Here is a 14,208-nt window from a genome sequence, read left to right on the forward strand (position 1 = left end):
GATATGATGCAGCGGTCAGCGCACCAGAACGTTCTTGAATTGCCAGGGATCGCTGGTGTCGATGTCTTCCGGGAAAAGGCCCGGACGGTCGGTCAGCGGCGTCCAGTCGGTGTAGTAACCCTTCACCGGACCGAGATACGGCAACTGGATTTCCAGCAGGCGATCGAAATCCATCTCGTCGGCTTCGACGATGCCTTCGTTCGGATTTTCCAGCGCCCACACCATGCCGCCGAGGACGGCGGAGGTCACCTGCAGGCCAGTGGCGTTCTGATAGGGCGCAAGTTTTCGCGTCTCCTCGATGGAGAGTTGCGAGCCATACCAGTAGGCGTTGTTGTCGTGGCCGAATAGCAGCACGCCGAGCTCGTCGATGCCGTCGACAATCTCGTTCTCGTCGAGAATGTGATGCTTCTCCTGCATCTTGGCTGCCCGGCCGAACATTTCGTGCAGCGAGAGCACGGCATCATCTGCAGGGTGATAGGCATAGTGGCAAGTCGGTCGATAGACCACGGCACCGGATGCGTCGCGCACCGTGAAATAGTCGGAGATCGAGATCGACTCGTTGTGGGTGACAAGGAAGCCGTATTGCGCGCCGCGAGTGGGACACCAGGTTCGCACGCGCGTGTTGGCGCCGGGCTGCATCAGGTAAATTGCCGCGCCGCAGCCAGCCTCGTGCGTGTGCGCGTTTTCGGGCATCCATTTTTCATGGGTGCCCCAGCCGAGTTCGGACGGCTGCACGCCTTCCGACAGAAAGCCTTCCACCGACCACGTGTTCACGAAGACATCCGGCTCCTTGGGCTTCTTCGAACGCTGGGTGTCGCGTTCGGCGATGTGGATGCCCTTGATGCCGGCCTGGCGCATCAGGTCCGCCCATTCGCCCTTGGTCTTCGGCTTTGGGGCATTGAGCTTGAGATCTGTGGCCACATTCAGCAGGGCCTGCTTGACGAAGAACGAGACCATGCCGGGATTGGCGCCACAGCAGGACACGGCCGTGGTGGAGCCCGCGGGACGGGCCCGCTTGGCGGCCAGCGTGTTCTCGCGCAGGGCATAGTTGGAGCGCGCTTCCGGGCCCTTCGACGCATCGAAATAGAAGCCGAGCCAGGGTTCATTGACCGTGTCGATATAAAGCGCGCCGAGTTCGTTGCAGAGCTCCATGATGTCGGTGGAGCCGGTATCGACCGAGAGATTGACGCAGAAGCCCTGACCGCCGCCTTCGGTGAGCAGCGGCGTCAGTAGTTCGCGGTAATTGTCCTTGGTCACGGCCTGCTGGATGAAGCGCACATTGTGCTTCTCGCAATGAGCTTTGCGGCCTTCGTCCTTGGGATCGATCACAGTGATGCGCGACTTGTCGTAATCGAGATGCCGCTCGATCATCGGCAGCGTGCCTTTGCCGATGGAGCCGAAGCCGACCATCACGATCGGGCCGCTGATGCGCGCGTAAACGGGGGATGTGATCACTACTGAAACTCCGGATAGCAGGGAAGGGCAGCCGCGCAGGACTTACGGCAACTCGAGGATGACGGCAACGATGCTTTGCCGCCGCATTTTCACAAAATCGTCTTGAAACGCTGTCAGCGATATCCGTCGCGTGCCGGGTAAGCCTTGAGCACGGTCAGTGAGCGCCAGCGCCCGCCGGGCGTCTGAAACTCGATGGTTTGCCCGACGGACAGGCCGATCAGCGCCGCGCCGATCGGGGTCAGGATCGATATCTTTCCTGCGTCGACGTCCGCGGCTTCGGGATAAACCAGGGTCACGGTTCGCTCCTGCGTGCTGATGTCATCGCGGAAGGTCACTTCCGAGTTCATCGCGACGAGGCCCGGCAGCAGACGGGAGTCCGGCAGGATTTCAGCGCGCTCGATTTCCCGCGCCAGAAAATCGGTGGTCTGCGGGTATTTATCCGAGGCGGCTTCGGCAATGTTGCGCAGGCGATCTGCGTCGCACATGCGCAGGGAGATCGGCGGCAATTCAGGGGTCAAATGACTCATGATTGTTCTCTTTCCTAGGTCTTCAGGCTGCCGTAGGGCCGCGCGGGCCGGGTTCATTGTCATCGTTGCGCAGCATAGATCTCAGAGCGCGGTGTTGCTGCAGCGAGATGACGCCGAGCGGTGGTTCGAGGCTCTCAACGGTGAGCACGTGGCTGATGCCATCAATGCCCACATAAGGCATGCGCGATCCGACCGGCACGCCGATCAGGGCGGCTCCCAAAGGCGACAGAATCGACACATGCAGATGGTTGCTGCGGAAATTCTCGGGCAGCACCGGAATACGGCTTTCCAGCAACAGTCCATCGTCCGCCCGGAACGTTACCCAGTTGTCGAGGCGAACACAGCGTAGCGGAGCTGCGGATTCGACCAGTTCCGCGCGCTCCAGTTCGGACACCAGAAAGCTGCAGACAGGGTTGCTATCTTCCACCGCCTGCATGGCAGCGAGCTTGAGCAGGTGGAAATCATTCGCCCCGATGCGGATGGGCGGAAGCTGTTCGTTCATCATGACGTATCTCAAAACGCCCGACGCGGAGCGCCGAGCGGTTCATGGACTAATTGTGGGCGAAAAGGACTGCAAAGACCCGGGACGGCGCGGCTGCGCGTCCGCCCGGGTCACCTTCCAGTTTGAAGGCGACCTGCGCGAAGCAACAGACGATTGGTGCAGACGTTCGACATGATGAATTGAAGCTATGACCGATTGCAGGAAAGTCAACAGATCGAGTGCGACATGTTGGCCCGGTTGGCCAGCATGTCGCAGGATAACGTAAAAGAATTCAGGCAGCTTCGCGAGCTACAGCGTTCAGGAACGTCGCTTGGCGGTGACTTCGATCTCGACTTTCATCTCCGGCTTGTAGAGGGCGGACACCGCAACGATCGTCGCCGCCGGGCGGATGTCGCCAAGCGTTTCCCCGCACACAGCGAACACCGCGTCGAAGTCCTTCGCGTCCGTGACGTAGTAAGTTGCGCGCACGACGTCGGCCATCTCGAAGCCGCCGTCCTTCAGTGCGCTGGCAATGACCTTGAAGCAGTTGCGGGTCTGTTCGGCCACGTCCTCCGGCAGGACCTTGGTGACCGGATCGTAGCCGGTGGTTCCGGCGACGAAGCACATGTCGCCCTCGACAACGGCGCGGCTGTAGCCGGCGACCTTCTCGAATGGCGATCCAGATGAAATCAGTCGGCGGGACATGGGATTTTCCTCATAAAAGCGGCGGGCGTGGCTTGCAGGTGCCACGCAATGCCGTGTCTTAGCGCTCAAATCAAGCGGCGATGGGGACGAATCCCGCTTGGCAATACCAACAGGCGACACGGCTTACTTGTGCCGCGGCGCTCTCGTCGAGACGCGGATCGCATCAAGAATCGGACGCCGCGTGGGCGAACGCCACCAGCGCTGGAACAGATCGGCTGCAAGCCGGAAAGCAAAAAGCAGCATCAGCATGGTCCTCTGTCGGGATGGTTTGTTCATGGCGCGACCGATCACGCCGCGTGGAGCGCAAGCCGGCGGGCTTTTCCGGCCGGGCGGCAGCGCCGTGCCTTCATGCCGGTCGCCACGATCATGCCCCAAGCCTCGTCCAGCGCGCCGTCGCGCAGCTCCACGGCCAGCAGCCGGTCGCGCTCGAACGGGCCGGGCAGCGCCAGTTCGCCGGTCTTCTCTGCGGAGAAGCCGAAGCGGGCATAGTAAGCCGCGTCGCCGCGCAGAATGACTGCGCCATGGCCGCGTGCCTTCGCCGCTGCCAGCGCGTGAATCATCAGCGCAGCACCAATGCCGAGCGAACGGCAGGAGGTGTCGACCGCCAGCGGGCCGAGCACCAGCGCCGGGACGCCCCCGGCGCTGACGTGCCACAACCGCACGGTGCCGACCACGCGGCCCTCATGCACTGCCGTGAAGGCGAGGCCTTCGGCAGGCGCGCGTCCGTCGCGCAGGCGCTGGCAGGTGCGCGCGTGCCGGCCTTCGCCGAAGCTCGCATCCAGCAGCGCTTCACGCGCGACGACGTCCGAGGCTCGCTCCTCACGGATCGCGAACGGAGCGGCATCGAGGGTGAGGGCGGCGGTCTTTTTCCAAACAGCAGTCATGGCACGTCAGTCCCCACTCCAAAAAAGCCAGCCGGCTCCGGAGTGTTGTCAGCAAAATCGCGATGTGACGGGATGGGAGCCGGCGAACCGGCTCCCGGTTATTCAGGCCTCAGAGGAGGCTGTTCAGATGTGGCCCGATCGCGTGGCGATCAGATGTGATACGTCTTCAGCGGCGGGATGCCGTTGAAAGCCACCGACGAGTAGGTCGAGGTATACGCACCCGTGCCTTCGATCAGCAGCTTGTCGCCGATCTCGAGCGTGACGGGCAGCGGATACGGTGCCTTTTCGTACAGCACGTCGGCCGAGTCGCAGGTCGGGCCGGCGAGAATGCACGGAGCCATATCCGCGCCGTCGTGCGGCGTGCGGATCGCATAACGGATCGACTCGTCCATCGTCTCGGCGAGACCGCCGAACTTGCCGATGTCGAGGTAGACCCAACGGTTCTCGTCGTCGTCGCTCTTCTTCGAGATCAGAACGACTTCCGTCTCGATGATGCCCGCGTTGCCGACCATGCCGCGGCCCGGCTCGATGATGGTCTCCGGGATCTGGTTGCCGAAGTGCTTGCGAAGCGCGCGGAAGATCGACCGGCCGTACTGCACGACCGGAGGAACGTCCTTCAGGTACTTCGTCGGGAATCCGCCGCCCATGTTGACCATGGACAGGTTGATTCCACGCTCGGCGCAGTCACGGAACACCGTCGAGGCCATCGCCAACGCGCGGTCCCACGCTTTCACCTTGCGCTGCTGCGAGCCGACGTGGAACGAAATGCCCACGGGCTCCAGGCCAAGGCGCTTGGCAAGGTCGAGGACGTCGACAGCCATCTCCGGATCGCAGCCGAACTTGCGCGACAGCGGCCACTCGGCACCTGCGCAGTCATAAAGAATGCGGCAGAACACCTTGGCGCCGGGGGCGGCGCGGGCGATTTTCTCGACTTCGGCCGAGCAGTCGACTGCGAACAGGCGGATGCCGAGCGCGAAGGCGCGTGCGATGTCGCGCTCCTTCTTGATGGTGTTGCCATAAGAGATGCGGTCGGGTGTCGCACCGGCAGCCAGCGCCATCTCAACTTCGGCGACGGTCGCGGTGTCGAAGCACGAGCCCATCGAGGCCAGCAGCGACAGCACTTCAGGCGACGGGTTCGCCTTCACGGCGTAAAAAACGCGTGAGTCAGGGAGCGCCTTCGCGAAGGTCTGGTAGTTGTCGCGCACGACTTCGAGGTCGACGACGAGGCACGGCTCGGTGTCGAGGCCCTCGCTGCGGCGGTTGCGCAGGAATTCCTGGATACGATCGGTCATAGCACTCTCCCAAACGGCCCTGCGACGGACCGTCCAAAAAATGATGTCGGATATGAGCGCCTTGGCTATGTCGCACGATGGAGACGCGACGATAGCCGACACTCAGATCAGACTGTGCTGCCGTGGATTGGTTGGGAAAGCTCCCGCCCGCACACCTGGCAATGAAGGACAAGCCTCTTCGGTATTCGCGCTGGCTGGTGGAAAGCCAACAGAGACCAAAAAAGCCCGATCCGTCGTTGCTTTAAGTCGCGTCCCCCGTTGAGAGCGGGGTGCGCCGGTTCGCCTCCGGCTGCCAGTCACGGTTGCAAGGAGCAAAGTCACCTTCAACGGCATCCCTGGAGAGAGATGCTGGCCTCTTAAGTCTAGACCGACTTAAGCGACCCTCGGCTTCTTCGTCCCTTGGCGGCTGTCCGGCCTCTTGTCCGGATACCTACCGACTGACACACGACCACAGGCACGTGCGAAATTGGGCAAGAGTGCAAATATGAGTTTTGACTCGGTGGCGCAAGTATTTTCTTGCTCGCGAGGCAACTTTCCCCGCCGCGTGACTGAAATGTCGCGCGAGAGTTAACAGCCAGCGAGAAAGATGAACGCGCGTTAAGTTTCGGAGCGCAAGAAGCGCCTGCGGCGCAGGAGGATTCTCAAACCTTCCGCGTGCGACCTTAAATCTTGCGTGTGAAAGGCTCGACGCGCTGAGCGCCGCGCACGAAGCCGATCATGATGGCGACGCCGATCAGGAAGAGCGCGATCTGGACGATGTGAGCGCCCGTGTCGCTGAGGCCGAACAGGATCGCCAGCGCCCAGCCGCCGGCGAAGGCCGCGCCGAACACCTCGGCGCCGATCAGGATGGCGGCGCTGATGACGGTGATGACGCTGGGCCACGCGATTTCGCGGGCATTGGCTTCGAGCTTCTTGGCGTTCATGACTTTGTGATCCCGTTTCGGGGCGCAATCTCTGCGAAATCGCCGCCCCGATCAAGCGTTAAGGGCGCAAAAAAGCCCCACCCGATGGTATAGAGAGGCTCGGGAAAATCGCTGGAAATAAGGCCTCACCATGTCAGAAGCGTCCTCGTCCGCCGCCGTTGCCTCCTCATCGCAAGCGCCGGGGGGCAACCCGCTGCTCCAGCCGTGGCAGACGCCGTTCGAGACGCCGCCGTTCGCCGATATCCGCTCCGAGCACTTCCTGCCCGCCTTCGACAAGGCCTTTGCCGAGCACTCCGCGGAGATCGAGGCGATCAAAACCAACCCTGCCGAGCCGACCTTCGAGAATACCGTTACGGCGCTGGAGCGCTCCGGCAAGCTGCTCTCCAAGGTGTCGGCGGTGTTCTATGACCTCGTTGGGGCCCACTCCAATCCCGAGCTTCTTAAGATCGAGTCCGAAGTGGCGCTGAAGCAGGCCCGGCACTGGAATCCGATCAGCATGGACGCTGCGCTGTTCGCCCGGGTCTCCAGGCTCCGCGACAAGGCCGCCTCGCTCAAGCTGACGCCGGAAGAGAAGCGGCTGTTGGAGAGGACTTGGACCGGCTTCCACCGTGCCGGCGCTGGCCTCTCGGACGCTGCCAAGGCGCGCACCGCCGAAATCAACGAGCGGCTGGCGCATCTGTCCACCGACTTCAGCCACCACCTGCTCGGCGACGAGCAGGACTGGACTCTCGAGCTTGGCGAGGACGATCTGGCGGGACTTCCGGCCAGCTTTGTTGCCTCTGCCAAGGCTGCGGCCGACGAGCGCGGAAAGCCCGGCAAGATGGTGGTCACGCTGTCGCGATCCTTCGTCGAGCCGTTCCTGAAGGATTCGAGCCGCCGTGACCTGCGCGAAAAGGTGTTCAAGGCCTTCACTGCCCGCGGCGACAACCAGAACGCCAACGACAACAGTGCGATCATCCTCGAAGTCCTCAAGCTGCGCGAAGAGCGCGCCAAGCTGCTCGGCTATCCGAGCTTCGCCGCCTACCGGCTGGAGGATTCGATGGCCAAGACGCCGGAGGCCGTGCGCGGTCTCCTTGAGCGGGTCTGGAAGCCAGCGCGCGCCCGCGCCATGGCCGACCGCGACGCCTTGCAGGAACTGATCACCGAGGAGGGCGGCAACTTCAAGCTTGCCGCATGGGACTGGCGCTATTACGCGGAAAAGCTGCGCCAGCGCCGCGCCAATTTCGACGACGCCTCGATCAAGCCCTATCTGGCGCTGGATCACATGATCGACGCCGCGTTCGACTGCGCCACCCGGCTGTTCGGCGTCACCTTCGCCGAGCGCAAGGACGTGCCGGTCTGGCACCCCGACGTGCGGGTGTGGGAGGTAAAGGATGCCAGCGGTAAACATCAGGCGCTGTTCTATGGCGACTATTTCGCGCGGCCGTCCAAGCGCTCCGGCGCGTGGATGACCTCGCTGCGCGACCAGCAGAAGCTCGACGGCGACGTGGCGCCGCTGATCATCAACGTCTGCAATTTTTCCAAGGGCACGGATGGCCAGCCGTCGCTGCTGTCGCCTGATGACGCCCGCACGCTGTTCCACGAGTTCGGCCACGGCCTCCACGGCATGCTGTCGAACGTCGTGTACCCGTCGCTGTCCGGCACCAGCGTATTCACCGATTTCGTCGAACTGCCGTCGCAGCTCTATGAACACTGGCAGGAACAGCCGCAGGTGCTGCAAAAGTTCGCGCGTCACTACCAGACGGGTGAGCCTCTGCCGGAAGACCTGCTCAAGCGCTTCATCGCCGCGCGCAAGTTCAACCAGGGCTTCGCCACGGTGGAGTTCGTCTCGTCCGCGCTGATGGACCTCGAATTCCATACCCAGCCCGCGGCCTCGATCACCGACGTGCGCGCTTTCGAAAAGCAGGAACTCGAGAAGATCGGCATGCCATCCGAGATCGCGCTGCGCCACCGGCCTCAGCAGTTCGGCCACATCTTCTCCGGCGATCACTATGCGTCGGGGTATTACAGCTACATGTGGTCCGAGGTGATGGACGCGGATGCGTTCGGCGCGTTCGAGGAAGCCCACAATATCTTCGATCCGGCGGTGGCGAAGCGTCTGCACGACGATATCTATTCGTCGGGCGGATCACGCGATCCGGAGGACGCCTACATTGCCTTCCGTGGCCGCAAGCCCGAACCCGATGCGCTGTTGCGCCGTCGCGGATTGCTCAACGAACCCGAAGCGGCTTAACCAAAGGTCGATATGACGAGCACGATGCGCCGTCTCATTCAGTGCCTGAGCTTTGTTGTAGTGTTCGCGCTGGGCGCCAGCGCCGCGCAGGCGCATCCGCATGTCTGGATCACGGCCAAGAGCGAACTGGTCTATGCGCCGGATGGCACCATCACCGGCGTGCGCCATGCGTGGACCTTCGACGACATGTTCTCGACCTACGCGCTGCAGGGCATCGAGACCAAGACCAAGGGCGTCTATACCCGGGAAGAGCTCAAGCCGCTGGCGCAGACCAACGTGGAGTCGCTCAAGGAGTATGCCTTCTTCACCTTCGCCAAGGTCGGCGCCAAAGGCAGCCAGAAGAAAGAGAAGTTCACCGATCCGGTGGATTACTATCTCGACTACAAGGACGCCGCGCTGACGCTGCACTTTACGCTGCCGTTCAAGACGCCGTTCAAGGCGGATGCTCTCGCCATCGAGGTGTTCGACCCGTCGTACTTCATCGACTTTCAGTTGAACGAGAAGGACCCGGTCACGCTGGTCGGTGCGCCGGCCGGTTGCAAGCTCACGGTGGAGCGTCCCAGCGACGGCAGCGCACAGGCGCAGACGATGAACGAGCAGACCTTCCTCAACGGCGACAATTCCAACTACGGCGCGATGTTCGCCAACAAGATCAATGTGAGTTGCGCGCCGTGACTACTATTCGCCCGATCCTTCGCGTTGCGCCGGTCTGCCTTGCGGTTCTCGCCGCTGTTTTGGTTCTGGATTGCGCGGTTCATGCGGCTTTCGCGCAAAACCCGTTCGGTGCGCCGAAGGGCGCGGTGCCGGACTCGCAGGTCGGCGGCATCGTCGGCTGGCTGTTGGCCAGGCAATCCGAATTCTACCGGCAGATGTCGGCGACCATTCGTGCGGCGAAAACCGACGGCAGCGCGGTGTGGGCGCTGCTCGGCATTTCCTTTGCCTACGGGATTTTTCATGCGGCTGGCCCGGGGCATGGCAAGGCAGTGATCTCGTCCTATCTGATCGCTAACGAGGAAACCGCAAAGCGCGGCATCGCCTTGTCATTCGTCTCGGCGCTGATGCAGGCGCTGGTGGCGATTGCCATCGTCGGCATCGGCGCGGCCCTCCTCAATGTCACCGCCGGCCAGATGTGCAGCGCCGAGCGTGTCATCGAGATCGCGAGCTACAGCCTGATCGCGGCGTTCGGCGCGCGGCTGGTCTGGAGCAAAGGCGGTGGATTCTTCCGCGCGCTGCGTTCATGGCGTGGCGTCGCCACCCCGCAACTCGTTCCCGCGATGGCTCATGTCCATGGTCATCGCGATCATTCGCACCACCATGATCATGCACATTCGCATGGTGATGCTCACGCGCGCGGGGCTCATGTTCATGACGACCACGCTCATCATGCTCACGGCGATCACGCGCATGATCATCATGACCACCACGATCATGCGGACCACGTTCACGAAGCGCATTGCGGCCATTCGCACGGGCCGGAACCGAGCGAGCTCGCCGGTCCCGGCGGCTGGGCACGCGGCCTGAGCGCGGTGCTGACGGTGGGGATCCGGCCCTGTTCCGGTGCGATCCTCGTTCTGGTGTTCGCGCTGGCGCAGGGTCTGTTCTGGGCCGGCGTTGCCGCGACCTTGCTGATGGGGCTCGGAACCGCGATCACGGTCTCGGCCATTGCTCTCATTGCGGTCTCGGCGAAGGGGATCGCTGGCCGCATCGCTGCGGGCCGCGACGGCGGTGGTGCGATCCTGTTGCGCGGCATCGAGTTCGGCGCGGCCGGTCTGGTGATGCTGTTCGGCATCGGTCTGCTGCTGGGATATATCGCTGCAGAGCGCGTCACCTGTTTCTAGTCATTAAAATCTGCTTGCCTTGACAATGTTTCCGTAACGCGCGATCCAAATTCATCATGACAGTGGTTGTTCCCCTCGACGCCCATCGGCCGGTAACGCAGGCTGCGCCGCCGCGTGTCGGTGTGCTGCTGGTCAATCTCGGCACGCCCGATACGGCTGATGCCCGCGGCGTGCGCGTCTACCTGCGTGAGTTCCTGTCCGATCCGCGCGTGATCGAAAATCAGGGGCTGATCTGGCAGATCATTCTCAACGGCATCGTTCTGGTGGTTCGTCCTGCCAAGAAGGCGAAGGATTACCTGAAAATCTGGAACACCGAGAAGAACGAGTCGCCGCTCAAGACCATCACCCGTGCGCAGTCCGACAAGCTCGCGGCGTCGATCGCGGATCAGAAGCATGTCGTCGTCGACTGGGGCATGCGCTATGGCAATCCCTCGATCAAGTCGCGGATCGATGCGCTGACGGCGCAGGGCTGCGACCGTATTCTGGTGATGCCGCTCTATCCGCAATATTCGGCGTCGACCTCGGCCACGGTGGTGGACAAGGTTGCTGCGGCTCTGAAAGACATGCGCGCGCAGCCCACCGTGCGCTTCACGCCGCCATATTACGATGAGCCGAGCTATATCGATGCGCTCGCGGTCTCGATCGAGCGCCATCTTGCGACCTTGCCGTACGAGCCTGAAGTCATCATGGCGTCCTTCCACGGCATGCCGCAGTCCTATATCGCCAAGGGCGATCCCTATCAGGCGCAGTGTATCGCGACGGTGGATGCTCTGCGTGCGCGTATGGGTCTGGATGACAGGAAGCTGATGCTGACCTTTCAGTCGCGCTTCGGCTATGAGGAATGGCTGCAGCCCTATACCGACAAGACCATCGAGCAGCTTGCCAAGGATGGCGTGCGGCGAATTGCCGTCGTGACCCCCGGCTTCTCGGCGGATTGCCTCGAGACGCTCGAGGAAATTGCCCAGGAAAATGCTGAGATCTTTCATCACAATGGCGGCGAGCATTTCTCCTTTATCCCTTGCCTCAACGACAGCGACGAGGGCATGGATGTGATCCGTCAGATCGTGCTGCGCGAACTGCGGGGCTGGATCTAAGACGCCTATTTCAGGCGTCAAAACGCACCGGCGGCCGTTCCGGTGGCCGTTATTCTCCTTCCCCTCGAACCGCAATCCCGCCCGGGTCGACCAAGAGCAGCGCGGCCGCGGTGCATTTGTGCTAGGCTGACCGCAACACACTGTCTTTCGCTTTCGGGCTTATTGCAGGGAGCTTTCAATGTCCGGTTTCGATATTTTTGCCATTGCGGTCGTTCTGCTCGTGATCTTCACACTGTTCGCCGGTGTGAAAACGGTATCGCAGGGCTACGACTGGACCATCGAGCGGTTCGGCAAATACACCCGCACGCTAGGTCCGGGCCTCAACATTATCATTCCCTATTTCGATCGCGTCGGCCGCAAGGTGAACATGATGGAGCAGGTGATCGACATTCCCCAGCAGGAGGTTATCACCAAGGACAATGCGACCGTGACCGTCGACGGCGTGACGTTCTATCAGGTGTTTGACGCGGCCAAGGCAAGCTACGAGGTGTCCAATCTCAATCAGGCGATCGTGACACTGACTATGACCAACATCCGCTCCGTCATGGGTTCGATGGATCTCGATCAGGTGCTGTCGCATCGTGACGAGATCAACGAGCGCCTGCTGCGTGTGGTCGATGCCGCCGTCTCGCCGTGGGGCGTCAAGGTCAACCGCATCGAGATCAAGGACATCGTGCCGCCGCACGATCTGGTCGAGGCGATGGGCCGGCAGATGAAGGCGGAGCGTGTCAAGCGCGCCGACATCCTGCAAGCCGAAGGGCAGCGGCAGTCCGAAATTTTGCGTGCGGAGGGCGCCAAGCAGTCGCAGATCCTTCAGGCCGAGGGCCGCCGCGAAGCGGCGTTCCGTGACGCCGAGGCGCGCGAGCGATCAGCCGAAGCGGAAGCCAAGGCCACCGAAATGGTCAGCAACTCCATCGCCAGCGGCGACGTTGCCGCGCTGAACTATTTCATCGCTGACAAGTACATCAAGGCGTTCAGCCAGATCGCGGAGTCGCCAAACCAGAAAATCATCATGCTGCCGATCGAAGCCACTGGCGTTCTTTCGTCGCTCGGCGGCATCGCCGAGATTGCGAAGGCCACGTTCGGCGACGGCGGATCGGCCTCAGCGCCGCGCCGTCCGCCGACCGTGCCGAACACCACTCCGAAATCCTGAGATTGTCATGGGTGAGCTTCTGTCGAAACTCGGGACCTGGAACTGGCTGATCATCGGCATCGTGCTGATGGGGATCGAAACCTTCGCACCCGGCGTCTTCATGCTGTGGCTCGGGCTTGCGGCGCTGATCGTCGGAGTGTTGTCGTTCGGCATCGCATGGTCGTGGCAGGCGCAGATTCTTGTGTTTGCCGTGCTGTCGATCGCAATGGTGCCGCTGTGGCGGAATTTCTCCCGCCGCAACGCCAGACCGACCGACAAGCCATTCCTCAACAAGCGCGCGGAAGGCCTGATCGGCCGTGTCTTCACGCTGGAGAAGCCGATTGTCGATGGCATCGGCACGGTGAAGATCGACGATACGGTGTGGCGCGTGTCGGGGCCGGATACGCCGGCCGGCAGCCGCGTGAAAATCGTGAGCGCGGACGGGGCGAGCCTTCAGGTCGGGCCCGCCTAAGTGAAGACCTAAGCCACGCCTGCGCGCAAAATGTCGTGCAGATGCACGATGCCGATCGGCTTCTTGCCTTCGGTGACGATCAGCGCGGTGATCTTCGATGAGTTGAGAATTTCCAAAGCCTCGCTGGCGAGCAGGTCGGGGCTGATGGTCTTCGGATTCTTCGTCATGACGTCATCGACCGTCGCGGTCATCAGATCCGGACGCATGTGACGGCGCAGGTCACCGTCGGTGACGATCCCGATGATCTCGTTGCGCGCATCGACGATGCCCACGCAGCCGAAGCCTTTCGACGTCATCTCCACCAGCGCATCGGACATTTTGGTGCCGAGCGGTTTGACCGGCACCGCAGCGTCCTTGTGCATCAGGTCGCGCACGAACTTCAGCATCGCACCAAGTTTGCCGGAAGGATGCAGCGCGGAGAAATCAAGCGCGGTGAACCCGCGGCTTTCCAAAAGCGCCACCATCAGCGCGTCGCCGAGCGCAAGCTGCATCAGCGACGACGTGGTCGGTGCGAGATTGTGCGGGCAGGCCTCGCGCGCCTTCGGCAGGGTCAGCACGATGTCGGCGGCTGAGCCCAGCGTCGAACCGGCCTCGGAGGTCACCGCGATCAGCGTGATGCGAAAGCGGCGTGAGTAGTTGATGAGGTTCTTCAGCTCGGCGGTCTCGCCGGACCACGACAGCGCCATGATGACGTCGTCGGCGGTGATCATGCCGAGATCGCCGTGGCTGGCTTCCGCCGCATGGACGAAGAAGGCGGGGGTGCCGGTGGAGGCGAAGGAGGCGGCCATCTTCTTGCCGATGTGGCCGGATTTGCCGAGCCCCGTCACGATCAGGCGGCCCTTGGCGTCGCGGATGCGCGTCACGGCGGCGTCGAACGCCGGGCCGAGATCGGATTGCAGCGCGTTCGCCAGCGCGGTGATGCCGCTGGCCTCGGCGTCGAGGGTGCGCAGCGCTGATTCGATGGCGGGCGAGGTGGAATGGGTCATGGAAGGAGAAGCCGTCCGCGGTTTCGAGATCGCCATGTGGGGTTCCTGAGGGAGCGGAAGACTCGCCCTATCTAGGCGCTGCCTTTAGCACGGCCAAGAGCGTGAGGCGACGCGCCGGCCTGCCTAACCCCCCGTTAACCATAATTGTTTTAACTCTGTTAACGGCGCCTACGGGCGCTGGAGGGC

The 14,208-nt window shown here is 62.4% G+C and carries 15 protein-coding genes; 6 read left to right on the forward strand and 9 right to left on the reverse strand.

Annotation, left to right across the window (positions count from 1 at the left end):
* Nucleotides 1–15: 15 nt before the first annotated feature.
* From LVY71_RS21935 to LVY71_RS21965, 8 genes are all read right to left on the reverse strand, one after another.
* Nucleotides 16–1,410, reverse strand: a complete 1,395-nt coding sequence (locus tag LVY71_RS21935) for a homospermidine synthase (RefSeq protein ID WP_235102202.1) — start codon at nt 1,408–1,410, stop codon at nt 16–18.
* 158 nt (nt 1,411–1,568) lie between these two features.
* Complete coding sequence (gene rnk / locus LVY71_RS21940) at nt 1,569–1,982, reverse strand: nucleoside diphosphate kinase regulator (RefSeq protein WP_249788628.1); 414 nt, start codon at nt 1,980–1,982, stop codon at nt 1,569–1,571.
* 22 nt (nt 1,983–2,004) lie between these two features.
* Nucleotides 2,005–2,487, reverse strand: coding sequence for a GreA/GreB family elongation factor (locus LVY71_RS21945; RefSeq protein WP_235102045.1), 483 nt, complete (start codon nt 2,485–2,487; stop codon nt 2,005–2,007).
* Between the two features lie 294 nt (nt 2,488–2,781).
* Nucleotides 2,782–3,168, reverse strand: coding sequence for a RidA family protein (locus LVY71_RS21950; RefSeq protein ID WP_235102046.1), 387 nt, complete (start codon nt 3,166–3,168; stop codon nt 2,782–2,784).
* A 123-nt stretch (nt 3,169–3,291) separates the two neighbouring features.
* Nucleotides 3,292–3,417: a hypothetical protein gene (locus LVY71_RS22910; protein WP_283842560.1), complete on the reverse strand. Its 126-nt coding sequence runs from the start codon at nt 3,415–3,417 to the stop codon at nt 3,292–3,294.
* A 38-nt stretch (nt 3,418–3,455) separates the two neighbouring features.
* Nucleotides 3,456–4,052, reverse strand: a complete 597-nt coding sequence (locus tag LVY71_RS21955) for a GNAT family N-acetyltransferase (protein WP_235102047.1) — start codon at nt 4,050–4,052, stop codon at nt 3,456–3,458.
* A 149-nt stretch (nt 4,053–4,201) separates the two neighbouring features.
* The gene (locus LVY71_RS21960) at nt 4,202–5,344 is read right to left on the reverse strand and encodes a type III PLP-dependent enzyme (protein WP_235102048.1); all 1,143 of its coding nucleotides are present in this window, start codon (nt 5,342–5,344) and stop codon (nt 4,202–4,204) included.
* Between the two features lie 662 nt (nt 5,345–6,006).
* A complete protein-coding gene (locus LVY71_RS21965; RefSeq protein ID WP_235102049.1) occupies nt 6,007–6,267 on the reverse strand; it encodes a hypothetical protein in 261 nt (86 codons plus the stop codon).
* Nucleotides 6,268–6,397: 130 nt separating this feature from the next.
* Between LVY71_RS21965 and LVY71_RS21970 the strand changes: the two genes are divergently transcribed.
* The 6 genes from LVY71_RS21970 to LVY71_RS21995 all read left to right on the forward strand — a co-directional run bounded on the left by LVY71_RS21970 (nt 6,398) and on the right by LVY71_RS21995 (nt 13,036).
* Nucleotides 6,398–8,500, forward strand: coding sequence for a M3 family metallopeptidase (locus LVY71_RS21970; protein WP_235102050.1), 2,103 nt, complete (start codon nt 6,398–6,400; stop codon nt 8,498–8,500).
* Between the two features lie 24 nt (nt 8,501–8,524).
* Complete coding sequence (locus LVY71_RS21975) at nt 8,525–9,175, forward strand: DUF1007 family protein (RefSeq protein ID WP_235102051.1); 651 nt, start codon at nt 8,525–8,527, stop codon at nt 9,173–9,175.
* Nucleotides 9,172–10,338, forward strand: coding sequence for a nickel/cobalt transporter (locus LVY71_RS21980; protein WP_502797611.1), 1,167 nt, complete (start codon nt 9,172–9,174; stop codon nt 10,336–10,338). Before LVY71_RS21975 ends, LVY71_RS21980 begins: the two co-directional genes overlap by 4 nt.
* Nucleotides 10,339–10,394: 56 nt before the next feature.
* The gene (gene hemH, locus LVY71_RS21985) at nt 10,395–11,432 is read left to right on the forward strand and encodes a ferrochelatase (protein ID WP_235102052.1); all 1,038 of its coding nucleotides are present in this window, start codon (nt 10,395–10,397) and stop codon (nt 11,430–11,432) included.
* Nucleotides 11,433–11,610: 178 nt separating this feature from the next.
* The gene (locus LVY71_RS21990) at nt 11,611–12,585 is read left to right on the forward strand and encodes an SPFH domain-containing protein (RefSeq protein WP_235102053.1); all 975 of its coding nucleotides are present in this window, start codon (nt 11,611–11,613) and stop codon (nt 12,583–12,585) included.
* Nucleotides 12,586–12,592: 7 nt separating this feature from the next.
* On the forward strand, nt 12,593–13,036 hold the full coding sequence (locus tag LVY71_RS21995; protein WP_235102054.1) for an NfeD family protein: 444 nt from the start codon (nt 12,593–12,595) through the stop codon (nt 13,034–13,036).
* Between the two features lie 8 nt (nt 13,037–13,044).
* Here the strand turns inward: LVY71_RS21995 and LVY71_RS22000 are convergent, their stop codons facing one another.
* The gene (locus tag LVY71_RS22000) at nt 13,045–14,058 is read right to left on the reverse strand and encodes a KpsF/GutQ family sugar-phosphate isomerase (RefSeq protein ID WP_235102055.1); all 1,014 of its coding nucleotides are present in this window, start codon (nt 14,056–14,058) and stop codon (nt 13,045–13,047) included.
* Between the last annotated feature and the right edge of the window lie 150 nt (nt 14,059–14,208).

The sequence above is a fragment of the Bradyrhizobium sp. G127 genome (assembly GCF_021502575.1).
In the GTDB taxonomy this organism is placed as follows: Bacteria; Pseudomonadota; Alphaproteobacteria; order Rhizobiales; family Xanthobacteraceae; genus Afipia.

Coding starts and splice junctions, on each gene's coding strand:
- LVY71_RS21965 (WP_235102049.1), bottom strand. CDS start 6,267: ATGAACGCCAAGAAGCTCGAAGCCAATGCCCGCGAAATCGCGTGGCCC.
- LVY71_RS22910 (WP_283842560.1), bottom strand. CDS start 3,417: ATGCTGATGCTGCTTTTTGCTTTCCGGCTTGCAGCCGATCTGTTCCAG.
- LVY71_RS22000 (WP_235102055.1), bottom strand. CDS start 14,058: ATGGCGATCTCGAAACCGCGGACGGCTTCTCCTTCCATGACCCATTCC.
- hemH (WP_235102052.1), top strand. CDS start 10,395: ATGACAGTGGTTGTTCCCCTCGACGCCCATCGGCCGGTAACGCAGGCT.
- LVY71_RS21935 (WP_235102202.1), bottom strand. CDS start 1,410: ATGGTCGGCTTCGGCTCCATCGGCAAAGGCACGCTGCCGATGATCGAG.
- LVY71_RS21960 (WP_235102048.1), bottom strand. CDS start 5,344: ATGACCGATCGTATCCAGGAATTCCTGCGCAACCGCCGCAGCGAGGGC.
- LVY71_RS21945 (WP_235102045.1), bottom strand. CDS start 2,487: ATGATGAACGAACAGCTTCCGCCCATCCGCATCGGGGCGAATGATTTC.
- LVY71_RS21975 (WP_235102051.1), top strand. CDS start 8,525: ATGCGCCGTCTCATTCAGTGCCTGAGCTTTGTTGTAGTGTTCGCGCTG.
- LVY71_RS21950 (WP_235102046.1), bottom strand. CDS start 3,168: ATGTCCCGCCGACTGATTTCATCTGGATCGCCATTCGAGAAGGTCGCC.
- LVY71_RS21955 (WP_235102047.1), bottom strand. CDS start 4,052: ATGACTGCTGTTTGGAAAAAGACCGCCGCCCTCACCCTCGATGCCGCT.
- LVY71_RS21990 (WP_235102053.1), top strand. CDS start 11,611: ATGTCCGGTTTCGATATTTTTGCCATTGCGGTCGTTCTGCTCGTGATC.
- rnk (WP_249788628.1), bottom strand. CDS start 1,982: ATGAGTCATTTGACCCCTGAATTGCCGCCGATCTCCCTGCGCATGTGC.
- LVY71_RS21995 (WP_235102054.1), top strand. CDS start 12,593: ATGGGTGAGCTTCTGTCGAAACTCGGGACCTGGAACTGGCTGATCATC.
- LVY71_RS21970 (WP_235102050.1), top strand. CDS start 6,398: ATGTCAGAAGCGTCCTCGTCCGCCGCCGTTGCCTCCTCATCGCAAGCG.